Annotated in this window: 26 protein-coding genes and 1 pseudogene; 10 read left to right on the top strand and 17 right to left on the bottom strand. The window is 72.4% G+C overall.

Features of this window, described 5'->3' with window-relative positions:
• Positions 1-32 precede the first annotated feature (32 nt).
• The 6 genes and pseudogenes from ACN269_RS30620 to ACN269_RS30595 all read right to left on the bottom strand — a co-directional run bounded on the left by ACN269_RS30620 (position 33) and on the right by ACN269_RS30595 (position 2,844).
• Positions 33-182 carry a DUF397 domain-containing protein gene (locus ACN269_RS30620; RefSeq protein WP_421475703.1) on the bottom strand — a complete coding sequence of 50 codons (150 nt, stop codon included), beginning with the start codon at positions 180-182 and terminating at the stop codon, positions 33-35.
• Positions 179-875: pseudogene (locus ACN269_RS30615) on the bottom strand (DUF5753 domain-containing protein). The gene ACN269_RS30620 and the pseudogene ACN269_RS30615 overlap by 4 nt, the downstream one beginning before the upstream one ends.
• 78 nt (positions 876-953) lie before the next feature.
• A complete protein-coding gene (locus tag ACN269_RS30610; protein ID WP_421475702.1) occupies positions 954-1,352 on the bottom strand; it encodes a hypothetical protein in 399 nt (132 codons plus the stop codon).
• Positions 1,353-1,408: 56 nt separating this feature from the next.
• Complete coding sequence (locus tag ACN269_RS30605) at positions 1,409-1,687, bottom strand: hypothetical protein (protein ID WP_421475701.1); 279 nt, start codon at positions 1,685-1,687, stop codon at positions 1,409-1,411.
• A 110-nt stretch (positions 1,688-1,797) separates the two neighbouring features.
• Entirely contained in the window at positions 1,798-2,106 is a 309-nt protein-coding gene (locus ACN269_RS30600; RefSeq protein ID WP_421475700.1) for a hypothetical protein, read from the bottom strand.
• Positions 2,107-2,253: 147 nt separating this feature from the next.
• The gene (locus ACN269_RS30595) at positions 2,254-2,844 is read right to left on the bottom strand and encodes a TetR/AcrR family transcriptional regulator (RefSeq protein ID WP_421475699.1); all 591 of its coding nucleotides are present in this window, start codon (positions 2,842-2,844) and stop codon (positions 2,254-2,256) included.
• Between the two features lie 74 nt (positions 2,845-2,918).
• On the opposite strand from ACN269_RS30595, the gene ACN269_RS30590 reads away from it, so the two are divergent.
• Entirely contained in the window at positions 2,919-3,416 is a 498-nt protein-coding gene (locus ACN269_RS30590; RefSeq protein ID WP_421475698.1) for a GNAT family N-acetyltransferase, read from the top strand.
• Positions 3,417-3,531: 115 nt separating this feature from the next.
• Here ACN269_RS30590 and ACN269_RS30585 read toward each other — a convergent pair whose 3' ends face one another.
• Positions 3,532-3,660: a hypothetical protein gene (locus ACN269_RS30585; protein WP_354973754.1), complete on the bottom strand. Its 129-nt coding sequence runs from the start codon at positions 3,658-3,660 to the stop codon at positions 3,532-3,534.
• A 129-nt stretch (positions 3,661-3,789) separates the two neighbouring features.
• Here ACN269_RS30585 and ACN269_RS30580 point away from each other — a divergent pair, with 129 nt between their 5' ends.
• Positions 3,790-5,379 (top strand): phospholipase D family protein, encoded by a 1,590-nt coding sequence (locus ACN269_RS30580; RefSeq protein WP_421476655.1) that lies wholly within the window; start codon positions 3,790-3,792, stop codon positions 5,377-5,379.
• Here ACN269_RS30580 and ACN269_RS30575 read toward each other — a convergent pair.
• A complete protein-coding gene (locus ACN269_RS30575; protein ID WP_421475697.1) occupies positions 5,328-6,083 on the bottom strand; it encodes a hypothetical protein in 756 nt (251 codons plus the stop codon). The two genes, ACN269_RS30580 and ACN269_RS30575, sit on opposite strands and share 52 nt — an antisense overlap.
• A 380-nt stretch (positions 6,084-6,463) precedes the next feature.
• Between ACN269_RS30575 and ACN269_RS30570 the strand changes: the two genes are divergently transcribed.
• Together ACN269_RS30570 and hrpB are read left to right on the top strand one after the other, a co-directional pair.
• Complete coding sequence (locus ACN269_RS30570; RefSeq protein ID WP_421475696.1) at positions 6,464-7,297, top strand: SigB/SigF/SigG family RNA polymerase sigma factor; 834 nt, start codon at positions 6,464-6,466, stop codon at positions 7,295-7,297.
• 48 nt (positions 7,298-7,345) lie between these two features.
• A complete protein-coding gene (gene hrpB / locus ACN269_RS30565; protein ID WP_421475695.1) occupies positions 7,346-10,183 on the top strand; it encodes an ATP-dependent helicase HrpB in 2,838 nt (945 codons plus the stop codon).
• Positions 10,184-10,190: 7 nt separating this feature from the next.
• Here the strand turns inward: hrpB and ACN269_RS30560 are convergent, their stop codons facing one another.
• Entirely contained in the window at positions 10,191-10,916 is a 726-nt protein-coding gene (locus ACN269_RS30560) for a PP2C family protein-serine/threonine phosphatase (protein ID WP_421475694.1), read from the bottom strand.
• Positions 10,917-11,165: 249 nt separating this feature from the next.
• Between ACN269_RS30560 and ACN269_RS30555 the strand changes: the two genes are divergently transcribed.
• The gene (locus ACN269_RS30555) at positions 11,166-13,775 is read left to right on the top strand and encodes a glycoside hydrolase family 9 protein (protein ID WP_421475693.1); all 2,610 of its coding nucleotides are present in this window, start codon (positions 11,166-11,168) and stop codon (positions 13,773-13,775) included.
• 60 nt (positions 13,776-13,835) lie between these two features.
• Here ACN269_RS30555 and ACN269_RS30550 read toward each other — a convergent pair whose 3' ends face one another.
• Both ACN269_RS30550 and ACN269_RS30545 read right to left on the bottom strand, forming a co-directional pair.
• Positions 13,836-14,702 (bottom strand): aminoglycoside phosphotransferase family protein, encoded by an 867-nt coding sequence (locus tag ACN269_RS30550; protein WP_421475692.1) that lies wholly within the window; start codon positions 14,700-14,702, stop codon positions 13,836-13,838.
• Between the two features lie 120 nt (positions 14,703-14,822).
• A complete protein-coding gene (locus tag ACN269_RS30545) occupies positions 14,823-15,479 on the bottom strand; it encodes an HAD family hydrolase (protein WP_421475691.1) in 657 nt (218 codons plus the stop codon).
• A 98-nt stretch (positions 15,480-15,577) separates the two neighbouring features.
• On the opposite strand from ACN269_RS30545, the gene ACN269_RS30540 reads away from it, so the two are divergent.
• The 4 genes from ACN269_RS30540 to ACN269_RS30525 all read left to right on the top strand — a co-directional run bounded on the left by ACN269_RS30540 (position 15,578) and on the right by ACN269_RS30525 (position 18,897).
• Positions 15,578-16,828, top strand: a complete 1,251-nt coding sequence (locus ACN269_RS30540; protein ID WP_421475690.1) for a DUF222 domain-containing protein — start codon at positions 15,578-15,580, stop codon at positions 16,826-16,828.
• Positions 16,829-16,941: 113 nt separating this feature from the next.
• Positions 16,942-17,136: a hypothetical protein gene (locus ACN269_RS30535; protein WP_421475689.1), complete on the top strand. Its 195-nt coding sequence runs from the start codon at positions 16,942-16,944 to the stop codon at positions 17,134-17,136.
• Entirely contained in the window at positions 17,136-18,350 is a 1,215-nt protein-coding gene (locus tag ACN269_RS30530) for an MFS transporter (RefSeq protein ID WP_421475688.1), read from the top strand. Before ACN269_RS30535 ends, ACN269_RS30530 begins: the two co-directional genes overlap by 1 nt.
• A gap of 13 nt (positions 18,351-18,363) precedes the next feature.
• Positions 18,364-18,897, top strand: a complete 534-nt coding sequence (locus tag ACN269_RS30525) for a GNAT family N-acetyltransferase (RefSeq protein WP_421475687.1) — start codon at positions 18,364-18,366, stop codon at positions 18,895-18,897.
• Between the two features lie 3 nt (positions 18,898-18,900).
• Here the strand turns inward: ACN269_RS30525 and ACN269_RS30520 are convergent, their stop codons facing one another.
• From ACN269_RS30520 to ACN269_RS30500, 5 genes are read right to left on the bottom strand one after another with little or no spacing between them, the layout of a single operon-like run.
• Entirely contained in the window at positions 18,901-19,158 is a 258-nt protein-coding gene (locus ACN269_RS30520; RefSeq protein WP_421475686.1) for a UBP-type zinc finger domain-containing protein, read from the bottom strand.
• A complete protein-coding gene (locus ACN269_RS30515; protein WP_421475685.1) occupies positions 19,155-20,729 on the bottom strand; it encodes a Na+/H+ antiporter in 1,575 nt (524 codons plus the stop codon). Before ACN269_RS30515 ends, ACN269_RS30520 begins: the two co-directional genes overlap by 4 nt.
• A gap of 47 nt (positions 20,730-20,776) precedes the next feature.
• Positions 20,777-21,742: a TIGR03885 family FMN-dependent LLM class oxidoreductase gene (locus tag ACN269_RS30510; RefSeq protein ID WP_421475684.1), complete on the bottom strand. Its 966-nt coding sequence runs from the start codon at positions 21,740-21,742 to the stop codon at positions 20,777-20,779.
• A 40-nt stretch (positions 21,743-21,782) separates the two neighbouring features.
• Positions 21,783-23,198 (bottom strand): NADP-dependent succinic semialdehyde dehydrogenase, encoded by a 1,416-nt coding sequence (locus ACN269_RS30505; RefSeq protein WP_421475683.1) that lies wholly within the window; start codon positions 23,196-23,198, stop codon positions 21,783-21,785.
• 13 nt (positions 23,199-23,211) lie between these two features.
• Positions 23,212-23,475: a DUF6343 family protein gene (locus tag ACN269_RS30500; protein ID WP_203149328.1), complete on the bottom strand. Its 264-nt coding sequence runs from the start codon at positions 23,473-23,475 to the stop codon at positions 23,212-23,214.
• Positions 23,476-23,665: 190 nt separating this feature from the next.
• Here ACN269_RS30500 and ACN269_RS30495 point away from each other — a divergent pair, with 190 nt between their 5' ends.
• Positions 23,666-24,517: a GDSL-type esterase/lipase family protein gene (locus tag ACN269_RS30495; protein WP_421475682.1), complete on the top strand. Its 852-nt coding sequence runs from the start codon at positions 23,666-23,668 to the stop codon at positions 24,515-24,517.
• A gap of 24 nt (positions 24,518-24,541) precedes the next feature.
• Here the strand turns inward: ACN269_RS30495 and ACN269_RS30490 are convergent, their stop codons facing one another.
• Positions 24,542-25,285 carry an EcsC family protein gene (locus ACN269_RS30490; RefSeq protein ID WP_421475681.1) on the bottom strand — a complete coding sequence of 248 codons (744 nt, stop codon included), beginning with the start codon at positions 25,283-25,285 and terminating at the stop codon, positions 24,542-24,544.
• Positions 25,286-25,323: the final 38 nt, after the last annotated feature.

Here is a 25,323-nt window from a genome sequence, read left to right as displayed (position 1 = left end):
GCGTGGGCCTTCGCCATGTCGACAAACGCCCGCTACTGCACCGGACCGAAGGCCAGCGTCCCACCGTCACGGTCCTTCGTGTCGCGGACAAGGACGACACCGGGGCGATTGTCGGCGACCTCGACGCAGTCGCCGCCGTTGTTGCCACTCCTGGTGCTCTTGCGCCACCGTGCGCCGATCATGTCCATGATGATGCCGCTTCCCTGATGAGGTCCAGGGTTTGCGCTCGCGACAGGGCCTCGCCGCGAACACGTTCCCATCGTCGTTCGAGCTAACAAGTTCCGGGGTCTGATCGACGATCTGCGCGGCCGCCTGGCTGTCCACGTGCGCCACTCGCCCGCCGTCCGGCATGCCGGCGATGGTGAACGGGCCGCCGAGGCCCGGATACATGCCGGCCGAGGTCGGCACCGCGTAGAGCTGCACTGCTGGCATTGCCGACCACTCGACAAGTCGGTTCAACTGCTCCGCCATCAAGGCCCGATTGCCTCCCGAGGTGCGCCGGAACACGGACTCGTCGACAACCGCGATGAGCAATGGCGGCCGATCTCGTCGCAGGATCGCCTGTCGGCCGAGGCGAGCCGAGACCAGGTCGTCGACCTCGGCGGGGGTCAGATCCTCGCCCGCCAGCGTGGCGCGAGCGTACGCCTCCGTCTGTAGCAGGCCAGGCACCCATGCGAGCTGGTAGCTGCGCAGCGACAGGGCTTCCCGCTCAAGGTCCGTCAGAGGTCCCCTTCCTCACGCCCGAGCAAGGCTGCGACTTTGGCCCGATGGCGAGTCTGCGGGATGCGCCCGGGGTCCCGTGCGGAACGTGTAGGCGCGTCACATGCTCGATGACCGTGCTGGCCTCGAACCGGCGCGCGGGAGGCCGCCAGCAGGGCAGATCTTGGACACTTACCGTCCGCTGATGACGGTAAGTGTCCAAGATTGCCAGCGATGGCGTTCGACCACGTTGCCTAGCAGTTACGCAGGACACGCTCCACGTCCACGCTCGACGAAGTGACCACCGCGCCGGCGCGAAGTTCCTCGGGAAGGTGCCGCCGCTGCCCTTCGTGCGCGAGCAGGGCGGGGCAGCCAGGTGAAAGCACGACGGCATCCGCGAGCCCGATGAAGGTGATGAGCATGTCGAGAACCGCGCCGGTGGCGAACCGACTGATCATCAGACTGCCGAGCGTGTCGTCGGCAAGGGCGGCGTAGAGGTCTGCCGTGCCGCCGTCATCGGCGCTGATGTGCCAGTAGCGGTCTTGAGGTTCCCGGCGGTCGACGCGGGACTCAAAGACGGCCAGGAACGCATCGGCCGCCATCGGGACGGCGTCGCCCTGCTCGAACCGCTGGACGAACATCTCGTAGCTCACCTGCGCACGTTAGCGCCTTGAAGCCAGTGGCTCGGGGCGGCAGCTTCATGGTCGTATCAGACGAGCCGGAGGATCTCTACGAGCTGAGAGAAGGCCGGGGTGGCAATCCGCCATGAGCACCGCTGCGGATCGGTCCAGAAGTCGCTGGCCACGACTCGGGGGTCGGCGGCATCGGCGCGATAGTCGAGGGCCATGGCGACGTCGTCACCGTGGATGCGGTTGACCGCGATCAGCACTGCCTGCTCCGCGTCGCGCCAGGGCATCTCGACGCTGGCGTTGGCAGTGCTGCCGCGTGCCGCCCGGAACAGGTGCGACGACGGAGGGTCGTCGGTCACCTGGATGCCGCCAGCGGCCAGTGTTGAGGAGTTCGGTTATCAAGGCGGGCAGCACCAGACCGTTGACCTGCAAGGGGTCCTCCAGGGGCACTGCCGCATGTTAGCCCTGCTTAGCCATGCACGAAGGTGCGGAGGGTGTCGTAGAACGTGGTCTTCGGCCACGGCGGGGTCTCCGGGGCGGCTTTCCAGGTGAGGTGGACGAGCGCCCAGCGTTCGGGAAGCTGGACGAGGATGTCGTCCGACGCCTGCGACCGGGCAACGACCGTGGTGGGCTGGCCATGCAATGGATGGCCAGGTGCCACCTCGACGAGAAGTTCGGCATGCAGTGCCTGGCGTTGCTGTCGTTCGCGGGGATCGTCTCCGCGCAGGTCCCACCACGAATCGGCCAAGGTGGGTGTTAGCTGCCCGCTGTCATCCACGGACCCGATCCTAGGGCCGCAGGTGATCCACTCGAGTTCAGCGATGTCGGCGCTTTCCGCGCGACGGGATGCCCCGACATCGGCGATCTGGAGACGACCAAGGCGCCGGAGTCAGTCGGACCGCTCTGATCCCGCAGGGCGGCTGTCTCAGCCGAGGCCATAGGCCGCCAGGGCGGCGTCGAGCATGCGTTCCTGCTCATCCGGCGGGTAGGCAGCGGGATCCGCGGCGGCGAGAGCCGCGACTCCCTCGATCATTGCGATCAACCCCATTGCGACCGTGCCGACCCGGTCGGCCGGCCAGTCCGGGGCAGCCGCGGCGACCAGCCGCTCGGCCCGTTGCCGCCAGGCTCGGTTGTTGCGGCGGTGCATGCCGATCAGTTCGTCGTCCGCCACCGCCGCAGCCAGGAAGCCCAACCAGACGATGCTCCAGTTGGTCGTCTCCGGATCGGTCGCCATGCCCTCGCGGAGGACCGCGCGCAGTGCCGCCCGCGGCGAGGTGGCCGCGGCTTCGAGTGCCTCAACCCGCTCCCGGGTGGTCTCGTGCAGCAGTTCCCGGGCGTGCAGCAGCAATGCTCGACGGTTCGGAAAGCGGTGCATGACCAGGCCGGTCGTGCAGCCGGCCGCCGCGGCGACCGCGCGCACCGTCAGCTTCTCCAGGCCCTGCTGCGCGAGCACGTCCCAGACCGCGCGCGACAGCGCCTCGCCCTGGGCCGCCGCTCGGTCCGCGGACAGTGACACGATCTGCACCCTCCCGTAGTCTCCGTAACGAATGTTACCGTAACGCTTGTTACCGAGTTTTGGTGAGGAGCGGCATGACCTGGATCATCACGCAGCGGCCGTGGAACGACCCTGCGGGCGAGGCGTTACGTGTGGCGCAGAGAGCCGAACTCAACCTCCGCTACGGTACCGACGACCATGAGCCCGGCCCGCCGCCGACGGCCGAGAACATCGACCTGTTCCTTGTCGCGATCGACGAAGCCACCGGCCGACCACTCGGTTGCGGCGCGCTGCGCCGCCTCGACGCGGTCAGCGCGGAGGTGAAGCGGATGTACGTCACACCGACAAGCCGCGGTTCGGGGGTGGCGATCGGCCTGCTCCGAGCTCTGGAGCAGGCCGCGCACGAGCGCGGCTGGACGACCATCTGGCTGGAGACCGGCTCGGCCCAGCCGGACGCGATGCGCTTCTACGAGCGCGAGGGCTACCGCGAGATCCCGCTGTTCGGCGCGTACGTGGGCTCCGACAACTCGGTCTGCTACGAACGCGTCCTACCTGACAGAGCACCCCGACCGCAGCCCACGGCATCCCTCTGAGGTGACGCCCGGGTGATCCACGCCAGCTCGGCGATGTGGGGGCATCTCGTGGCGAGGATGCCCCGACATCGGCGATCTGGTGACGATCAAGGCGCCGACCCGCAGCGCCGCAGCCTCAGGAAACCGCGAAAATCCCGGCTACGCCCAGGATCACCATCAGCAACACCGCTACCAGCGCCCCCCGTTCGCTCTCCACCGCCGGCTCGCGGTACTCGTTCACGGGGTTCGTCGTTTCGCGGGGCATGGTGTGGCCTCCTCGGCTGTGTCGCGTGCTCGTCTGGCGTCATCCAGGTCACCGGTCGGGCGGCCTGGCATGCGGACCCGCGTCGGGGGTCCTACCGTGAGGACGTTGTCGACCTCCGGGGGGCTGGACGTGCCGTTACAGGACTGGTTCCTCACCGCGCAGGAACGCGCCAACCCGGTCTCTGGGTTACCCGTTTGGACCAGTGGAAACCTCGCCGAGCCATTGATTCACGGCGCGGCGTACTTCGACCGGCTGGTCGAGGAGGTCCAGGCGTTGACGGCCGGCGACCACCTCTTCTTCACCGACTGGCGGGGTGACCCGGACCAGCGGCTGCGCGAGGATGGCCCCACCGTGGCGCAGATCTTCGCCCAGGCCGCGCAGCGCGGCGTGGTGGTCAAGGGGCTGATCTGGCGCTCACACCTGGACGTGCTGGCGTACAGCGAGGCGGAGAACCGCAACCTCAGCGAGACGATCTCGGCGGCCGGTGGCGAGGTGCTGCTCGACCAGCGGGTCCGCCGGGGCGGCTCGCACCACCAGAAGCTGGTGGTGCTGCGGCACCTCGACGCGCCGGAGCGGGACATCGCCTTCGCCGGTGGCATCGACCTGTGCCACAGCCGCCGTGACGACGCCGCGCACGGCGGCGACCCCCAGCCGGTGCAGATGTCGTCCCGGTACGGCCCGAATCCGCCCTGGCACGACGTGCAGCTCGCGGTGCGCGGTCCGGTGGTCGGTGCGCTGGACACCCTGTTCCGGGAGCGCTGGACCGACCCCATGCCGCTGGACTCGGAGAACCCGATGGCGTACGCGCGGGACCGGTTGCGCGGCGCTGACCTGCGGCCGGACCCGCTGCCGGACCAGCCCGCCGACCCGCCCGAGTGTGGGCCGCACCAGATCCAGGTGCTGCGCACCTACCCCGCCGTGCGGCCGCGCTACTCCTTCGCCCCGGACGGTGAGCGGACCGTGGCGCGGGGCTACACCAAGGCGGTGAAGCGGGCCCGCCGCCTCATCTACCTGGAGGACCAGTACCTCTGGTCGACCGAGGTGGCGAACCTGTTCGCCCAGGCGCTGCGGGAGAACCCGGAGCTGCACCTGGTGGCCGTGGTGCCCCGGCACCCGGACGTGGACGGCCGGCTCGCCCTGCCGCCCAACATGGTCGGCCGGGAGCAGGCGTTGTCGCTGTGCGAGCGCGCCGCGCCGGAGCGGGTGCACGTCTTCGACGTGGAGAACCACGCCGGCACGCCGGTGTACGTGCACGCGAAGGTCTGCGTGGTCGACGACGTCTGGGCCAGCGTGGGCAGTGACAACTTCAACCGCCGCTCCTGGACCCACGACAGCGAGCTGTCCTGTGCCGTACTCGACGACACGCGCGACGAGCGGACGCCCACCGACCCGGCGGGCCTCGGCGACGGGGCTCGCGCCTTCGCCCGGGACCTGCGGCTACGGCTCTGGCGCGAGCATCTGGACCGCGATCCGGACGGCGCCGACGACGCCGACCTGCTCGACCCGGCCGACGCCGTCGCGGCCGTCACGGCCGCGGCCGACAAACTGCAACAGTGGTACGACGAAGGCCAGGTCGGTGAGCGTCCGCCCGGCCGGCTGCGTCCACACCGCCCCGAGCGGCTGCCCTGGTTCACGCGTGTCTGGGCGCTGCCGGTGTACCGGCTGGTCTACGACCCGGACGGCAGGCCGCTGCGCGCGAGGTTGGCCGGCACCTGGTGAGCCGGCCGGGCCGGCTCGGGCAGGCCGACCCCGCCCGGGTGCACGCTCAGCCCGCCCGGGTACGCGAACGACGAGCGCGGTGAGAAGTAGCCGAATCCGATGATCAGCGGGTTGGCGGGGCGCAGCGCGTACATCGGGTGTCGGGGTTGCAGGAACTCCACCGACTCGATCTCGAACGGCGTGACCGGTTCCGCCACGTACGGATAGACCGAGCTGAGCAGTTGGCCGTCCCGCTGGGTGAAGTAGCGGTGGTGCCCGCTACTGATCACGTGCCCGGTCTGCCCGACCCGACAGCGGGCGCGGATCAGCGGCACCCCGTCCGCCTCGGTCTCGGATTGCAGCGCTTCGCCGTTCAGTTGGATCGTGGTCCGGCCGGCGAGTACGGGAGCGCCACGCGCGGTGGCGTACTCGCGGACGACCCGACTTGAGGCCACGTAGTGGGTCCACCAGCCGCCGGGGCTGAGCCCTCCAGGGGCGTCCACGCCGGCCAGTGAGACGCCGAGGTACGTCAACGAGTACGCGCCGAAGCCGGACGTCTGCGTCTCGTCCTCGACGACGTACTGGTTGAGGAACACCTGTCGGTCGGCACGGGGACGCAGCCCGGTGGGGACCAGGGCGGCGACCGCGTCGGGATCCGCTGGCAACCAGCTGAAGTAGAGGGTGTGACTGTTCACGACGAGCTGGGGAGCGGTTGGATCGAGCATGGTGCCTCCGAACCGGGTGTCTACTCCGCGACGCTACGGCCGGTCCCGTCGGCGGGACAACGACGGATAGTCGACACCGCTGCCCAGTTGTCGGATTTCATGTTGACCGGTCGGTGGAGCCTGCTGGACCGACCGGTCGGGCCGAACGCGATGACCGGACAACGCGGGATCGCCCCGGAAAACGGGTAAGGGACCTCACAACCTGCCACCCACCGTCCACTTATGGGTGTGTTGTCACTCGACACCCCTTAAGTACATCAACCTTTCGGCTAGATTTCCGGGAGCTGATCAGGTTAAGGTGACTCCCGAACGGCCCAACTGAAGCTAAACCAAAGAGCCACCTTCTTTTTGTCCGCGGACGAGGTGCAGGGAGGACCACCATGACCGCGCCAACGATCACCGAACAGGCGAGCACCACGGCTTCCGAGCAGACCAGCACCACCAAGCTGGACCCGCGGGCGCTCACCGACAGCGCCGCCGACCTGCTCAACGCGATGGCGGCACTGCCGGCCAACCACCCGTCGCGCGCCGCGCTGCGCGACCGCGCGATCGAGGCTTGGCTGCCGCTGGCCAACCACCTCGCCCACCGCTACAGCGGGCGGGGCGAGCCGACCGACGACCTGGCGCAGACCGCCGCCGTCGGCCTGATCAAGGCCATCGACAAGTTCGACCCGTCGCGCGGCGTCGACTTCGCGGGGTACGCGATCCCCACCATCATCGGCGAGCTCAAGCGCCACTTCCGCGACCGCACCTGGGACATCCGGGTTCCCCGTCGCCTCCAGGAGCTGCGGCTCGCCATCTCCGACGCCAACAGCTCGCTGCTGCAGACCCTCGGCCGTTCGCCGACGGTCGCCGACATCGCCGCCCACCTCAAGCTCACCGAGGAAGAGGTCCTGGAGGGTCTGGAAGGCGCCCGCGCGTACAACGCGGTGTCGCTGTCCACCCCGACCGGCGACGGTGACCGGGCCACCGAGCTGGGCGACATGCTCGGCGGCGAGGACAACGAGTTCGAGCTGGCCGAGCTGCGGGTCGCCCTCGGTCCGGCGCTCGCCACGCTCGACGAGCGAGAGCAGAAGATCCTGACCCTGCGGTTCTACGGCAACCTGACCCAGTCACAGATCGCCGACCAGATCGGCGTCTCGCAGATGCACGTCTCCCGGCTGCTCGCCCGGGCCCTGACCAAGCTGCGGGGCCAGCTCGACGGCACCTACTAGGGACTTCACGATCGAGGGCGGGTCAGCGTCGCCCCGGCCCTCGATCGTGTGAACACCGGCCGGGTCGCTTCCCTTCGGGGCGGCGGCCCGGCCCTTCGCGTCCGGTCCCCCGCCGACGCGGCCCCGGCCGACGACGCGGCCCGAGGCCGGACGCCCACGCGGCCCGAGGCCGGGCCGGTACGTCGAGCCTGCCGGTGCACGGTGCGAGACTGGTCCGTGCTCTCCGACGTGACCCTGGACCTGCCGGTCCGTCCCACCCTGCCGGCGCTGCTCACCGCGCTTGACGCGGCCGGCGCGGCGGTTCTGGTCGCGCCGCCGGGCACCGGCAAGACCACCCTCGCGCCGCTGGCGGTGGCCGACCGGGTCGACGGCCGGGTGGTGATCGCCCAGCCCCGCCGGGTGGCGGCGCGCGCCGCGGCCCGACGGATGGCCGACCTGCTGGGCGAGCGGGTCGGCGACCGGGTCGGCTACGCCGTACGCGGTGAGCGGCGGGTCTCCCCGGCCACCCGGATCGAGGTGGTCACCACCGGCCTGCTGGTCCGCCGCCTGCACCACGACCCGGAGCTGCCCGGCACGGGCGCGGTGCTACTCGACGAGTGCCACGAGCGGCAACTCGACGCCGACCTGGCGCTGGCCTTCACGGTGGAGGCCCGGGCCACGCTCCGGCCCGACCTGCGGCTCCTCGCCATGTCGGCCACCCCGGACACCGACCGGATCGCCGCGCTGCTCGGCGGGACCGCCCCGGCCCCGGTCGTCCGGGCCGAGTCGGCACTGCACCCGGTGCGGCGAATCTGGACGCCGCCGGCCCGGCCGGTCGCGCCGCCCGGGGCCGGCCCGGTGGACCGCGCACTGCTCGACCACGTGGCCGCCACCGTCCGGCGGGCGCTGCGCGAGCAGGACGGCGACGTGCTGGTCTTCCTGCCCGGAGCCGGTGAGATCGCGGCGGTCGCCGGGCGGCTCGCCGACCTGCGGGACACCGTCGCGCTGCTGCCGTTGCACGGCCGCCAGCGCGGGGCCGAGCAGGACGCCGCGCTGCGCCCCCGGACCGACGACCGTCGTCGCGTGGTGCTCTCCACCGCGCTGGCCGAGACCAGCCTCACCGTGCCGGGCGTACGGACGGTGGTGGACGCCGGGCTGTCCCGGGTGCCCCGCATCGACCTGGCGCGTGGACTGGGCGCGTTGGTCACCGTGCCGGTCTCCCGGGCCGCCGCCACCCAGCGGGCCGGCCGGGCCGGCCGCGAGGCGCCCGGATGCGTCTACCGCTGCTGGTCCGAGGCCACCCACGAGCGGCTGCCCGCCCGGCCGGAGCCGGAGATCGCCACCGCCGACCTGACCGGGTTCGCGTTGGAGCTGGCCGCCTGGGGCAGCCCGGACGGCGTCGGACTGGCGCTGCCCGACCCGCCACCGGCCGCCGCGCTGACCGTCGCCCGGGACACCCTCGAAACGCTTGGCGCGGTCGACGCGACCGGTCGGATCACCGGGCGGGGACGGGCGATCGCCTCCGCCGGGGCGCACCCCCGGCTGGCCCGGGCGCTGCTCGACGCCGCCGACCGGGTCGGCCTCGACCGTGCGGCCGAGGTGGTCGCCCTGCTCGCCGAGGAGAGCGCCGCCGGCCCGGGCGACGACCTGGTGGCCGGCTGGCGTCGCCTGCGTGCCGGAGTCGACGCCGGTGCCACCGCCCGCTGGCGTGCCGAGGTGCGCCGCCTACGCGCCGCCCTCCCCGCCGCCTCGCCCGACGAGAAGCGCGCCGGTCCCGGGCGTGCCCCGGCGACCGCCGCGCCCGGCACCGCAGCACGGGCCGGCACCGCAGCACGGGCCGGCACCGCAGCGGAGGCCGGCACCGCAGCGGAGGCCGGCACCGCCGCGACTCCTCGATCCGGCGCGCCCGCTGACCGCGACCGGTTGACCGACGATCTCGCCGCCGGGCTGGTCGTCGGGCTGGCGTATCCCGAGCGGTTGGCCCGGGTGCGGCGGCCGGGCGGATCGTCGTACCTCATGACGGGCGGGACCGCCGCGGAGCTGGCGGCCGGGTCTCAGCTGGCCGGCACCGACTGGCTCGCGGTGGCGGTCGCCGACCGCCGCCCCGGCGCGCCCTCGGCGCGGATCCGCCGCGCCACGCCGCTCGACGAGGCGACCGCCCGGGAGGCGGCGGGCCCGCTGCTGTCGACGCTCCGCGAAGTGGGTTGGTCCGACGGGGACGTGGTGGCCCGGGAGGTGACCCGACTGGGTGCGATCGAGCTGGTGGCGCGGCGGCTGGACCGCCCGGACCGGGCGGAGGTCGCGGCGGCGCTGCTCACCGGCCTGCGGCAGGAGGGGTTGGGGCTGCTGCCGTGGACTCCGGCGGCGCGGGCGCTGCGCGAGCGGATGGCGTTCTGCCGGCTGCACCTCGACGACGGGTGGCCGGACGTCGACGACGACGCGCTGCTCGCCGCCGCGCCGACCTGGCTGGGGCCGGAGCTGGCGACCGGCCGGCGGCGGGCCGACCTGAACCGGGTCGATGTGACCTCGGCGCTGCGTCGACTGCTGCCGTGGGCGCAGGCCGCGCGCCTGGACGAGTTCGCACCCGAGCGCATCGAGGTGCCCAGCGGCTCACGCATCCGCGTCGACTACGCCGACCCGGCCGCGCCGGTGCTCGCGGTCAAGCTCCAGGAGACGTTCGGCTGGCCGGCGGCCCCGCGCATCGCCGGTGGCCGGGTGCCGGTGCTGCTGCACCTGCTCTCCCCCGCCGGCCGGCCGGTGGCGGTCACCGCCGACCTCGCGTCGTTCTGGCGCACCGGCTATCCGCAGGTCCGCGCGGAGCTGCGCGGTCGCTATCCGCGCCATCCGTGGCCCGAGGACCCGGACACGGCGACGCCCACCCGCCGGGCCGCCCCGCGACGGCGCTGAAAACGGGCTACTCCTCGACGACGTCGGCCACCACGACCGTGACATTGTCCGGAGCGCCCGCGTGCAACGCCAGGTCGATCAGCTTGCCGGTGCAGGCGGACCGGTCGGGGTACGCGGCGAGCACCTCGGCCAGGGTGTCCGGTCGGACGACGTTGGAGAGGCCGTCGCTGCACAGCAGCCACCGGTCGCCGGCCCGGGGCACCATCGTCGCGTACGACGGGGAGACCTCCTCGCCCTGCAACGCCTGGGTGACGACGGCCCGGCGCGGGTGGCTGCTGGCCTGGTCCGGGGTGATCACGCCCTGGTCGACGAGCATCTGCACAAAGGTGTCGTCGCGGGTGATCTGCTTGAGCACGCCCTCGCGGAACAGGTAGGCCCGCGAGTCACCGACGTGGGCGAGGGCCAGGCAGCTACCGGTACGGGCGAAGAGCAGGGCGGTCAACGTGGTGCCCATGCCCTGGCGCTCGGGGTCGTCGACGACCGCCTGCCGGATGCGGGCGGTGGCCAGCGCGATGCCGTCCTGGAGCGCGGCCACCAGGGCGTCCTCGGGTGTCTCCACGTCCAGGGGGGCGACCGCGTCGATGGTGAGCGAGCTGGCGAGGTCACCGGCGGCCATTCCGCCCATGCCGTCGGCGACGGCGACGAGCCAGGTGCCGGCGTGCAGGGCGTCCTGGTTTCCGCTGCGGATCAGCCCACGGTCGCTCGTTCCCACGGAACGCAGCTTCAGGGTCATGGGAGGCAGCCTGCCAGGCGAAGGGCGCAGTTGTCTCTAGGAGATCAGGACGACGGCGCGTGGCGCGGCCAATCTCACGTCTCGCTTTCCGCCGCGTCGCGCGCCGCCGCCCTCGTCGGACGGCAGATCCCATCCAGTCGGATCAATTGACAGGACGTACCGCCACTGGAAACATCGAGCTTCGACCTGGGAGCGCTCCCAGGTCGCCACCGCCACCTGCCTCACCTCCCGTCCCGGAAGGACTACCCCGTGACGCCATCCAAACGTCGCATCCTCCTGGCTGCGGCGACCGCCCTGGCCCTCACCGGCGCGGGCGCCGGAGCGGCCTACGCCGACCCGCCACCGGACGCCCCCGAGCAGATCGACAACGGGGACTTCAGCGCGGGCGTGAGCCCGTGGTTCTCCTACGGCACCGACTCCCTCGGGGTCACCGACGGCCAGCTCTGCGCCGCCGTCCCCGGTGGACTCGCCAACCCGTGGGACGCCGGCATCGGCCAGGACGGCGTGCCGCTGATCGCCGGTGCCGAGTACACGCTCGGCTTCGACATCACCGCCACGCCCGGCACCGCCGTCAAGGCCGTGCTCCAGCTCGGCAGTGCCCCGTACACCACGTACGCGGCCGTGGACGCCGCCGCCACCGGCACCGCCCAGCGCGTTGAGTCGACCTTCACCGTTCCGGACGACAACCAGAACGCCCAGCTCATCTTCCAGGTCGGTGGCAGCGCGCAGGCGCAGACCATCTGCCTCGACGACGTGTCGCTGCGCGGCGGCGAGCCGCCCGCGCCGTACGAGCCGGACACCGGCCCCCGGGTCCGCGTCAACCAGGTCGGCTACCTGCCGGGCGGGCCGAAGAACGCCACCGTGGTCACCGAGGCGACCACGCCGCTGCCCTGGCAGCTCCGCTCGGCCGCCGGGGCGGTCCTGGCCAGCGGCACCACCACCGCGCGTGGCGTGGACGCCGCCTCCGGGCAGAACGTGCAGACCGTCGACTTCTCCAGCTACCGCACCCCGGGCGCGGGGCTGACGCTCACCGTCGACGGCGAGACCAGCCACCCGTTCGACATCTCTGGCAACCTCTACAAGCAACTGCGCTCGGATTCGCTGCAGTTCTTCTATGCCCAGCGCAGCGGCATCGCCATCGACGGTGACCTGATCGGCGACGAGTACGCCCGCCCCGCCGGTCACCTCGGCGTCGCGCCCAACCAGGGCGACACCAGCGTGCCCTGCCAGCCGGGCGTCTGCGACTACTCGCTCGACGTGCGCGGCGGCTGGTACGACGCCGGTGACCACGGCAAGTACGTGGTCAACGGCGGCATCGCTACCTACCAGCTCCTGAACACCTTCGAGCGGACCAAGACGGCAGCCACCGCCAACGGCGGTGCCGGACTGGCCGACAGCACCCTGCGCGTGCCCGAGCGCGGCAACGGCGTCCCGGACATCCTCGACGAGGCCCGCTGGGAGCTGGAGTTCCTGCTGCGCATGCAGGTGCCGGCCGGCAAGCCGCTCGCCGGCATGGTCCACCACAAGATCCACGACAAGAACTGGACCGGCCTGCCGCTCGCACCGCAGGACGACCCGCAGCCGCGTGAGCTGCACCCGCCGTCGACCGCGGCCACCCTCAACATGGCCGCGACCGCCGCCCAGTGCGCGCGACTCTTCGCCCCGTACGACGCGGCGTTCGCGTCCCGCTGCGGCACCGCCGCGAAGACGGCCTACGCCGCCGCGAAGGCACACCCCGCGGTGTACGCCAGCCCGACCGACGGCACCGGCGGCGGCGCGTACGACGACTCGAACGTCACCGACGAGTTCTACTGGGCGGCGGCCGAGCTGTACCTCACCACCGGGGCGCAGACCTACCTGACCGACCTGACCGCGTCGCCGCACCACACCGGCAACGTGTTCGATCCGCGGGGCTTCGGTTGGCAGAGCGTCGCCGCGCTGGGTCGCCTCGACCTGGCCACCGTGCCGAACGGGCTGCCCGCCGCCGACCTGACCCGGGTTCGCGCCTCGGTCACCACCGCCGCCGACGCGTACCTCGCCGAGCTGCGCCAGCAGGCGTACGGGCTGCCGATGCCCGGGGACGCCGACAGCTACTTCTGGGGCGCGAACAGCAGCATCATCAACAACGCGGTCGTCCTGGCCACCGCCTTCGACCTGACCCGCGACGCCCGTTACCGCGACGGCGCCGTGCAGGCGATGGACTACATCCTGGGCCGCAACGCCCTGAACATCTCCTACGTCACCGGCTGGGGCGAGCACGCCGCGCAGAACCAACACAGCCGGATCTTCGGTCACCAGCTCGACGCCAACCTGCCCCGCCCGCCGGCCGGCTCCCTCGCCGGTGGCGCGAACGCGGCCCTTCAGGACCCGTTCGTGGCGCAGTTGCTCGCCGGCTGCAAGCCGATGTTCTGCTACGTCGACGACATCAACTCGTACTCGACGAACGAGGTGGCGATCAACTGGAACTCGGCGTTGGCCTGGATCTCCTCGTTCCTGGCCGACCAGGGTGACGCCGGCGCGGTACCGGCCGTCACCTGCTCGGTGAACTACGCCAACTACGGCGCCTGGCAGGGCAACACCGGGTTCACCGCGCAGTTGACCATCCGCAACACCGGGGCCACGGCCGTCGACGGCTGGACCGCCCGGTTCGCGTTCACCGGTGACCAGCGCGTCCGGGAGGCCTGGATGGCGAAGGTCACCCAGTCCGGCGCGACGGTCACCGCGAAGAACGAGTCGTACAACGCCAAGATCGCCCCTGGCGGCACGGTGACGTTCGGCTTCAACGCGACGACCAACGGCGGCGCCAACCCCAACCCGGGGCTGGTCACCGTCAACGGGAACGCCTGCGCACTGTCCTGACCGCGACCCCTGGTGGCCGCCCTTCCCCCGGGGGCGGCCACCAGGACCATCCGTGAGCAGCTACGAGGCCAGCACCAGGCGGAAGGCACGCTCGCCGATGCCGCGCATCAGCGGGTTGTCCGCCGAGTGCGTCAGGAACACCAGGGCCAGGGCAAGCGCCCACCCGCGCGCCCTGCACCAGGTCGCGTCGTCCGCGCGGTCGTACGCCCGCCGAAGGGCAGCACGCTGCTCGGCTTCGAACAGCAGCCACGCCACGGACAGATCGGTCGCCGGATCGCCCGAGGTGAGGTCGCCAAAGTCGATCACCGCGCTGATCCGGCCCCGGTCGACCAGGATGTTGGCGGGATGCAGGTCCCCGTGCAGCCACAGCGGCGGCCCGTCCCAAACGGGTGCGGCGACGGCCACCTCCCAGATCCGCAGCGCGGCGGCACGATCGGCGGGGTCGACGTGCATGAGCCCATCCAGGACCCTCGGCGCGCGCCCGAGCAGTGGAATCCCGCGCATCGGGTTGACGGGCGCATGCGCAGGAGCCGGCATGTGCAGCGCGTCCAGGAAGCCGCCGAGCGTCGCCGCCGCCGACCAGGGGTCGTCGGGCGCGGACTGCGCCACGATGCGGCCCGGGAAGAACGGCACGACACTCCACGACCAGGGGAACCGCGTCGTCGGCTGCCCGACCCGTACCGGTGCCGGCACCGGCAACGGCAGGCGGCCGGCCAACTCCGGCAGCCACCGCTGTTCGTGCGCGATGAGCTCGGCCGCGATGGCCCGCCGAGGCAACCGGACCAGTAACTCCGCACCGAGTCGACACACGAGGTTGTCCCAGCCGTTGGCCAGGATCTCGACCGGTAGGTCCGCCAGGTCGGGGTGCTGCTGGTCGAGCAGACCGCGCACCAGTTCGACCGAGACCGGAACCTCCGCGGCTGGCATCCTCCGCACGGTCACAGCGAAACCCTACGACCGCGTACCGGCCGTGGTGCGCGGCTGGGCGGCTGGGCGGCTCGGCGGCTCGGCGGCTCGGCGGCTCGGCGGCTCGGCGGCTGGGCGCGGCTAGTCGGCTGGGCGATTGTGGGCGGCGATCAGGGCCGGCAGCTCGTGCAGCGAGTCGATGCGGAACAGGCACCGGTCGGCCACGGTCGGCAGGTCGAGGATGTGCCCCCACGGCGAGCGCCGGATCAGGCATGTCTTCATTCCAGCCTCCTGGGCCGGGCGGGCGTCGTTGTCGGGCCGGTCCCCGACGTACAGGATCGACGACGGGTCGCCACCGCCCTCGGCCACGACCCGGTCGAAGAAGGCCGGCGCGGGCTTCGCCACACCCCAGGAGTACGACGTGCCGATCACGTCCACGCCGAGGTCGAGAGAGCGAAGGGTCGCCTCGGCGTGGGCCGGCTGGTTCCCGGCCAGGCCCACCAGCAGACCCTGGTCGCGCAGGGCGGCGAGGCACCCACGCGCGTCCGGGTAGAGATCCTCCGCGCCGAACGTCTCCGGCTCTCCGGCGGCGGCTCGGGCGGCGAGCTCGGCCTCAAGGTCGAAGTCGGGCCGGAAGGTGCGGAAGGTCTCCCGGTAGTCCAGCCCCCTCGCGACGACCGCGCCGAAGACCGCCGACAACGTGTGCCGTGGCACGCCGAGCCAGTCGGCCCAGGCGGCGAACTCGCGGGACTCGTCGAGAATCACCCCGCCGACATCGAAGAACACCGCATTGATCAACCCATGCCCCCGTCCCGCTGCGACCAGCGACGATCATAGGCGGCCACGTCGATGCCCATGGGCCCGAAAGTGTCGTACACCTGTTCTAAGGTTGGTCCATGTTGGAGGGCTTGGCGCAGGCAGAGGCGGCGGTTGCCGACTGCCTTGACGCCGCGGTGTGGGCTCTTCCCGAGCACGATCTCGTCGCGGCCCTCGACGCCGCGCACCGGCTCGCGCAGCGCTTGGCGGCCGTGCAACTGTCGCTGGTGCGCGAGGTGGACGGCCGGGGCACGGCCCGGGCGCAGGGCGCGTCGTCGACGGCGGTCTGGTTGCGCGAGCGCCTGCGGCTCGACGGTTCCGCCGCGCGCCGACTGGTCGATCTCGCCACAGCGCTCGATGTCGGAGCACCCGGCGTACGCGCCGCGCTGGCCGACGGAGACATCACTGTCGAGCAGGCGCGGGTCATCGGCGAGACCGTGCAGACGGTGCACACGGCCGCTGGCGCCGAGGCGGCCGACAAGGCGGTCGGCGTCCTGGTCGGGTGGGCCGGGCAGTTCGAGCCGAGACTGCTGCGCAAGTTGGGCAGCCGGGTCCTCGACCACGTGGCTCCCGAGCTGGCCGACGCCGCCGCCAGAGCGGCCCTGGAGGCCGAGGCGCGCCGGGCCGACCGCGATCGTCATGTCACGCTCTCCGAGCTCCGCGACGGCCGGCTGCGGCTCTCCGGTCACCTGGACGCCGAGGCGGCCGGTCTGCTGCGCGCCGCCCTCGACCCGCTGACCGCGCCGTCCGGTCCGGACGACCCGCGCTGCCCAGGCCAACGCCGCCACGACGCGCTCGCCGACCTGTGCCGGCTCGCCCTGCGTACCGGTGAGCTGCCCGAACACGGCGGCGAACCGGCCCAGATCGTCGTGACCACCAGCTTCGACGCGCTGGCCAGGCAGCTCGATGCCGGCACCCTCGACACCGGGCCACAGCTCACCCCGGAGACGGTACGACGCCTCGCCTGTGACGCGGCGATCCTGCCTGCCGTGCTCGGCAGCGCCGGCCAGACACTCGACGTCGGCCGGCAACGCCGACTCGTCACCGGCTCTCTCCGTCGCGCGCTGATCCTGCGCGACCGAGGCTGCGCCTTCCCCGGCTGCGACCGACCACCACGCTGGTGCGACGCCCACCACATCCGCCACTGGGCCGACGGCAGCCACACCAGCCTGACCAACTCGGTGCTGCTCTGCGGCCACCACCACCGGCACGTCCACCGTGGCGAGTGGGCCGTCCGCCTGGGCGGCGACGGCCACCCGGAGTTCGTCCCACCAGCCTGGCTCGACCCGGAGCAACTCCCCCGCCGCAACCACTACCACCGGCGGACGTGATCGGAACTTCCAGCCGCAGGCCGCAACGAGCCAGACCCTTGCATCGGTGGTGTGAGCGGACTCGCATCGTTCGGGAGCGCCGATGTCCGTCCAGCCTGCCTAACGTCGCGATCATGACGGTCAATGGCGACACGTTACAGCGGGCCACCGAGCACCACCACGCCACCACCAGGGCCCCGGCCAGGGACAGCGAACTGGTCATCGCGAGCGACCCGGCCACCAACAACGAGCTGGCTACCGTCAACGACTCAGCCTGCGACAGCGACCGGGGCATCGCTCTGGCCTCCGCCGCGTTTATCTCGCGCTGATGCGGGGCGTCTCGCCGTTGCCTCCGCCGGGGCGGTTGCGCACCCTCGCCCTCGCCACCCTGGCGAACTCGGTCGGTGCCGGCTTGTGGCTGACCGGGGCGGCTCTCTATCTCACCCGGGACGTGGGGCTGTCCGCGGTCCAGGTGGGCACCGGGCTCAGCGTCGCCGGCCTGGTCGGGCTGACCGCCAGTGTGCCGCTCGGCGCCCTGGCCGATCGGCGCGACCCGCGCACGCTTCGGGCCGCGCTCCAGGTCCTGCAAGCGGCCGTGGCGGCGACGTACCTGCTGGTCGACTCGTTCCCGGTATTCCTGGTCGTCGCGGTCCTCGAGCTGCTGCTGGCCTCGGGCAACCTCGCGGTTCGCGCCGCGCTGGTCGCGGCCGTCGCCGGCCCGCAGCGGCGGGTGTACGCCTTCGCCGCGCTGCGGGCAGTGGCGAACCTGGGCATCGCGGCCGGGGCCGGGCTGGCCGCCTTCGCGTTGGCCGCAGACACGCACCATGCGTACCAGTTGTTGGTGGTCGGCAACGCGGCCACCTATCTCGTGTCGGCGACGCTGCTTTTGCGACTGCCGGCCTACCCGCCGACGCCGCGTGCCTCGACAGGCGCTGCCCCGCGCCGGCCAGGTCCGCTGCGCGACGGCCGGTTCCTCGTCGTGAGCGGCGCGTCGGCGGTCCTCGCCCTGCACCAGACCGTCCTCACGCTGGTGGTGCCGCTGTGGGCGGTGACCGTGGTCGCAGCGCCACCGCCGGTCGTGTCGGCGGTGCTGCTGACCAACACGCTGCTGACCGTCCTGCTGGCGGTGCGGCTGAGCCGGGGCGCGGACGCCGCAGTCCCCGCGGCGGCGACGATGCGCCGTGCCGGCCTGGTACTGGGCACCGCGATGCTGCTCTACGCCGCCACGGTCGCCCTCCCGACCACGGCGGCGGTCATGCTCCTCCTGGTTGCCACCGCCGTCTACACCGCCGGCGACCTGTGGCACGCCGCTGCCGGGGCCGGGCTGGCCTACGACCTCGCCCCGCCGGACGCCGTCGGCGCGTACCAGGGGGCGGACGGGATGCTCGCCGGCCTGGCCCGCGCCGTCGCCCCGGCCCTGCTGACGCTTGTCGTCCTGGACGGTGGGACGGTCGGCTGGCTGGCCGTCGCCGGCCTGTTCACCGTGACGGGTCTGATCACCCCGACGCTGACCCGGCGGGCACTGGCCACCCGTCGGGTGTAGCAGGATGCCGGGCATGACCGATCAGTCGACCATCACCGTCCGCCTCGGCGGCCCGGACGACGCCCCGGCGGTGTTGCGGCTGCTCGACGTCGCCACCACCTGGCTCGTCGAGCGCGGCCGGACCGGGCAGTGGGGCACCCGGTTGCCGTCCACCGATTCCGGCCAGATCGCCCGCGCGAGGGAGTGGGCCGCGAGTGGCGACCTGCACCTGGCGATGCGGGGCGACCGCCCGGTCGGCGCGCTGGTGGTGGGCGCCGCCACCGAACACGTTCCGCCCGCCACCGAGCCGGAGCTGTACGTCCGGCTGCTGGTCACCGACCGGGCGTACGCCGGGTTGGGGATCGGGGCCCGGCTGTTGGAGCACGCCGCCGAACTGGCCCGGGCACGAGGGCTCGGGCTGTTGCGGGTGGACTGCTACGGCGGCGACGACCGGGCGCTCGTCCGGTTCTACGAGGGCTGCGGCTTCACCCCGACCGAACCGTTCACCGTGGTCCGGTCGGGGCGTGAGCCGTGGCCGGGGCAGCTGCTCGTGCGCCGGCTCGACTGAGCGTCAGCCGATCTCCTCGTCGACGAAGCACCAACGCCACGCCTCGCCCGGCTGCGCCGAGCGGATCACCGGGTGACCGGTGGACGCGAAGTGCTTGCTCGCGTGCTGGTTCGGCGACGAGTCGCAGCAGCCGACCTGCCCACAGCTCAGGCAGGTACGCAGGTGCACCCAGTAGGTGTTGCCGATGGCGACGCAGTCGGCGCACTCGTCGGGGGTACGGGGCTCGGCGGTGCCGGCCTCGGTCAGGTGCTGACAGCTCACTGTTCCACCTCCTGCCGCAGCAGCGACTCTTCCAGGTCCAGGTCACGATAGGCCCGCACCAGTACCTCCTCGGGGATACGACCGGAGTCCCGGGCCGCCCGGAAGACGTCGCGCTCGGCGTCGATCATCTCTTGTCGCAGCCGACCGTACGCCTGCGAGGGGGTTTCCCGCTCGTCGCCGCCGAGCCGTTCCCAGGCCATGTTGGTGCGGTCCTCCTGGACCCGGCGCAGCCGGTCCACCACGGGCGCCGGCGCGCTGTCGGCCAGTTCCTCCAGGCGGTCCCGCGCTGCCCGGCTGGCCTGCTGCTGCACGCCCGCGGCGGACAACGCGTCCTGCACGGGGTCGTCCTGGGGCAGTTTCAGGCGACGGGCGACCAGCGGAAGGGTGGCCCCCTGGCCGACCAGGGTGACCACGATCACCGCGAAGGCCAGCCAGATGAACAGGGCCCGCGGGTACGGCTCGTCCTCGGCCAGCGTCAGCGGCAGGGCCAGAGCGGCGGCGAGCGTCACCACGCCGCGCATCCCGGCCCAGCCGATGATGATCGGGATCTTCGGGGACGGGGCGGCGTCCCGGCGGCGGATCCGGGGGACCAGCCGGGCCAGGTAGGTGGCCGGGAAGAGCCAGACGAAACGGGTCAGGAAGACGGTGGCCAGCACCGCGACGGTGATCAGGGCGAGGGAGCCGGCCGGCTCGTGCAGGTCCCCCAGCACGTCCCGCAGTTGCAGCCCGACCAGGAGGAAGACCAGCCCTTCGAGGAGGAACCGCACCAGCCGCCAGAACGCCCCGACCTGCAATCGGGACGCCGCCGACAGCAGTTGCGGCAGCTTGTGGCCGAGGGCCAGGCCGGTCACGACCACGGCGACCACACCGGAGGCGTGCACGTGCTCGGCGGTGAACACCACCGCGAACGGAATGATCAACGACAGCGCGTTGTCCAGCAGCGGGTCGCTGATCCGCCGGTGCAGGAAGCCGAAGACGACCGCCCCGAGGGCGCCGATCAGGATGCCGCCACCGGTCGCGCGCAGCACCTCGACGGCCACGTCCGCCGCACCGACCGTCGAGCCGATGGTGGCCATGGTCGCGACGCGCAGCAGCACCAGCGCGGTGGCGTCGTTGACGAGGCTCTCCCCCTCCAGGATGGTGACCACCCGGCGGGGCAGGCCGACGCGGCGCGCGACCGCCGTGGCGGCCACCGCGTCCGGCGGGGCGACCACCGCGCCGAGGGCCAGACAGATCGCGAACGGCACCTGCGGCAGCAGCAGGTGCAGCACGACGCCCACCGCGAACGCGGTGAACAGCACCAGACCCACCGCGAGCAGCAGGATCGGCCGGATGTTGTTCTTGAACGCCGGCACCGACGTCTCCAGCGCCGCGACGTACAGCAACGGCGGCAGGATGCCGATCAGCACCAGCTCCGGCTCGAGGTGGATCTGCGGGAAGCCCGGAACGAAGGACAGGGCCAATCCGAGTACGACGAGCAGGATCGGCGCGAGCAGGCCGAGCCGGCGGGCCAGCGCCGCGCCCAGGGTGGCGATCGCCAGGAAGACGACGACCGGAAACAGGCTTTCCATGGGATACGAGCCTAGGGGTCGCTGTGGGTCGCCTCGTCGACGCCCGATCAGCCGGCCGGGCGCAGCTTCGGCAGCACCTCGGCGCCGAACGCGTCGATGAACCCGCGCTGCTCCTGCCCGACGTGGTGCAGGGCGATCTGGTCGAAGCCGAGCGCCAGGTACTCCTCCAGCCAGCCGACGTGCCGGCCCAGGTCCGCCGAGACGTTCACCACCTCGGCGACCCGCTGGGCGGGTACGTCGGCGGACACCTCGTCGAAGTGCTCCACGGTCTCCAGGTCCCAGCAGACCGGCGGGGCGAAGACGTTGCTGCGCCACTGGTCGTACGCGATCGCCTCCGCCTGTGCCTGCTCGGGCGCCCAGGAGACGTGCACCTGGAGGTGCAGCGGGCCACGGCCGCCGGCGTCCCGGTACGCGTCGATCATCGCGCGCAGGTGCTCCACGGGAGCGTTCACGGTGATCAGGCCGTCGGCCCACTCGGCGCACCAGCGGGCGGTGGCCACGCTGACGGCGGCCCCGACCAGCGCGGGCGGCTCCTCGGGGCGGGTCCACAGCCGGGCCCGGTCCACGCGGACCAGGCCGTCGTGGCTGACCTCCTCACCGGCCAGCAGCGCCCGGATGACGTCCACGCACTCCCGCAGCCGGGCGGAGCGGACGTCCTTGCGGGGCCACGCGTCGCCGGTGATGTGCTCGTTGCTGGCCTCGCCGGTGCCCAGGGCGGCCCAGAACCGGCCCGGGTACATCGCGCCCAGGGTGCCGATCGCCTGCGCGATGATCGCCGGGTGGTACCGCTGACCGGGGGCGTTGACGACGCCGAACGGCAGGCCGGTGGCCTGTAGGGCGGCGCCCAGCCAGGACCAGGCGAAGCCGGACTCGCCCTGCCGGGCGCTCCACGGGGAGAAGTGGTCGGAGCACATGGCGGCGTCGAAGCCGGCCCGCTCGGCGTGCATCACCGCTTCCAGCAGGGCGCGGGGGTCGATCTGCTCGTGGGAGGCGTGGAACCCGAACGTCGTCATGGGCGCACCTCCTACCCACGACGACGTCCGGTGATGCGTGCTATTCGGCGTGCGCGCCCGCGCCGGCCGACGCCGCCCCCTCGCCCACCCACACCGTCTTGGTGTTGCAGAACTCCCGCATGCCCAGCTCGGACAGCTCCCGCCCGTACCCGGAGTTCTTCACGCCGCCGAACGGCAGCTCCGGGTACGAGGTGGTCATGCCGTTGACGAAGACGTTGCCGGCGTCCAGGTCGGTGGCGAAGCGCTCCTGCTCGGCCGCGTCCCTGGTCCAGGCGTTCGACCCGAGCCCGAAGCTGGTGCCGTTGGCCACCTCGATGGCCTCGTCGTAGGACGACACCCGGTACAGGCCGGCTACCGGCCCGAACACCTCTTCGGACCACATCCGCATCTGCGGGGTCAGGTCGGTGACGACGGTCGGCGGATAGAACCACCCGTCGCCGGTGGGCAGCTCACCGCCGCAGAGCACCGTCGCGCCGTTCTCCACCGCGTCGCGTACCTGGGCGTGCACCTCGTCGCGGCCGTGCTCGCTGGCCAGCGGCCCGACGTCGGTGTCCGCGTCCATCGGGTCGCCGACGCGCAGCGCGGCCATGTTCGCGGCGAACTTCTCGGCGAACGCGTCGAAGACGTCGGTGTGCACGATGAACCGCTTGGCGGCGATGCAGGACTGGCCGTTGTTCTGGCAGCGGGCGGTGGTGGCGACTTCGGCGGCCCGGTCCAGGTCCGCCGAGGGCATCACCACGAACGGGTCGCTGCCGCCCAGCTCCAGCACCGTCTTCTTGAGTTCCCGCCCGGCGACCTGCGCGATGGACCGCCCGGCCGCCTCGCTGCCGGTGAGGGTCGCGGCGCGTACCCGGGGGTCGGCCAGGATGCGCTCGACGGCGTCCGAGCCGACCAGCAGGGTGGTGAACGCGCCCTCCGGGAAGCCGGCGCGACGGAAGACGTCCTCCAGCAGCAGCGCGGTCTGCGGCACGTTCGAGGCGTGCTTGAGCAGGCCGGTGTTGCCGGCCATCAGCGCCGGGGCGGCGAAGCGCATCACCTGCCAGAGCGGGAAGTTCCACGGCATCACCGCGAGCACCACGCCGATCGGCTGGTAGCGGATGAACGCCCGGGTCGCCTTCACGGCGGCGGCGTCGGCCGGCTCGTCGGCGAGGAAGGCCGGGGCCTTCTCGGCGTAGAAGCGGGCGGCGGTGGCGCACTTGGTGACCTCGGCCTGCGCGGAGGCGTACGTCTTGCCCATCTCCGTCGTCATGATCCGGGCGATCTCGTCCCGCTCGGCATCGAGGAGGTCGGCGGCGGCGTTCATCCACCGGGCGCGCTCGTCGACGCCTGTGCGGCGCAGTTGCCGGTACGCGAGGTCGGTGCGCTCGATGGCGGCGTCGAGCTGTTCGGTGGACATCGCCTCGTAGGTCTTGAGCACCTGACCGGTGGCGGGGTTGGTGGTGGCGATGTGCGGCATTCAGCTTCTCCTGTCACTCGAACAGCGAGTGTCGTACGCCCGGCTCCTCGCGGCGGCGGGCGGCGCGACGGCGTTGGATCACGACCAGATCGACCACGGCGACCACCGCGAAGATCGCGCAGAGCACGCCGAGCCAGGCGATCCCGGCCCAGAACGCCAGCACCGCGAAGATCACCATGATCACCAGCCCGAAGCTGGCGAGGGTGAGCCGGAGGTTGAGGGCGCTGTACGCGTGGCCGACCGTGCCACGGGCGCGCCGGGGCTGCGACCTCGTCATACCCCACGATCTACCCGCGATCGGGGGTGTTAACCGGTGACCGGCGACTCCTGGCGCGGCGGCACTTATAGCATCCCGACAGCAGGTCCGAGGCCTCTTCGCCGCATACCCGACAGCAACTTCCCGCCCGAGCGGGTCCAGCGCATAGAGTTACCGCGCTGTCGCTCTGTGCTGCGAGACAGGGGATGTCATGCCTCGACGCTGGATCGCCGCCCTGGCCTGCCTCGCCGCGCTGGTGGCACTGGCCTGCGAGGGTGGCACATCGGCGGCACCGCGCCCCACGAAGAGCACGCCGTCGTCCGGCGGTCCCGGCGGCATCGCCGCGCTCGGCGACTCGATCAGCACCGGCTTCGCCTCCTGTCTGGTCCTCACCTCCTGCGAGCGCAACTCCTGGTCCACCGGGGACGGTCTGCGGGTGGACAGCCACTACCGGCGACTGCTCGACCAGGACTCCGCGATCCGCGGCCGGGCGTACAACCACGCACGGCCCGGCGCTCGTGCGGACGCCCTCGAAGGCCAGGCCCAGGCAGCGGTACGTGACCGCGTCGACTACGTCACCGTGCTGATCGGCGCCAACGACATCTGCCGGGGCGGAGTGGACGCGATGACCCCGGTGACCACCTTCCGGACCGACGTCGACCGGGGCCTACGGGCGTTGCGCACCGGCCGGCCGAAGGCCCGGGTGCTGGTGGTGAGCATCCCCGACCTGTACCGGCTCTGGGAGGTCGGGCACGACGACGGGCGGGCGACGCGCGCGTGGAAGCGAGGCATCTGCCCGGCGCTGCTGGCCAACGCGACGTCGGACGCGCCCGCCGACAAGGCCCGCCGGGCCGCCGTCCGGGAACGGATCGACGCGTACAACGTGCAGTTGGTGGCGGCCTGCCGGGCGTACGGCTCGCGGTGCCGGCACGACGGCGGCGCCGCGCACCGGGTCCGCTTCACCCTGGATCTGCTCAACCCGCTGGACTGGTTCCACCCCAACGCCAGCGGTCAGGACCGACTGGCCGAGGTGACCTGGCGCGCTTCCGGGCTGGCCGATTGAGGTCAGCCCGCGCGAGATGGCGGATCAGGGGCGGCGGGGCTCCGGAACGGCGGTACCCCGGCGACCGTAGAGCGCCCGCGAGCGCTCGGCGAGGTCCTTCGTGGCGGACGAGTTGGCCCAGGTGCCGAGCACGATCGCCGCTCCCGGGACGATCTTGGCGACGACTCGCTTGGCCGCCCGCACACCGGCCATCTGGGCGAGCCGGACGCCGAGTTGCCACATGATCCGGCCCAGCGGACGCTGGCCACCCAGGCCGAAGAGCGCGTCGGCGCGTTCCCGGCCGGCGGCCACCCCGAGCGCCAGGCGGGCGCTCTCGGCGACCTTGTGCACCCGTTGCAGCACGAGCAGATCGGTGGCCCGGTCGCTGTGCAGCGGGTCGACGTCGTACGCGGCGGCGATGTGCAGGACCATCCGCGCCTGGGTCCAGGCCAGCACGCCGACGTCGAGGACCGCGCCGGGCAGCCCGGCCGCGCCGGAGACCGCCCCGGACAGCCGGGCGAGGTTGACGAACTTGCGGACCGCCTGGTCGGCCAGGGCCTCCGGCGAGATGCCGGGGTGGTCGTGGCGGGCCCGGGCGGCCCACTGCGCGGCCTCCGGCCCGAGTCGGCGCACCGCCTCCAGCGCGAGGTGCTCCGGGGCGTACTGCGGATCGTCACGCATCCGGTCCCACAGCCGCGCCGGCGGGCCTTCGGGCGTGGCCGGCAGGTCGGCCGACGGCTCGGGGGTGGGCGCGGCGGGTTGACCGCCGACGGGCGGGGTGTCGGTCACCGGGTCTCCCCAGGGGTGGGTACGGGCAGGACGGCCGG

It is taken from the genome of Micromonospora sp. WMMD736 (genome assembly GCF_049179015.1).
GTDB lineage: Bacteria > Actinomycetota > Actinomycetes > Mycobacteriales > Micromonosporaceae > Micromonospora.
Note: the sequence above shows the minus strand (reverse complement) of the source record. Positions and strands in the feature narration are given on the sequence as shown.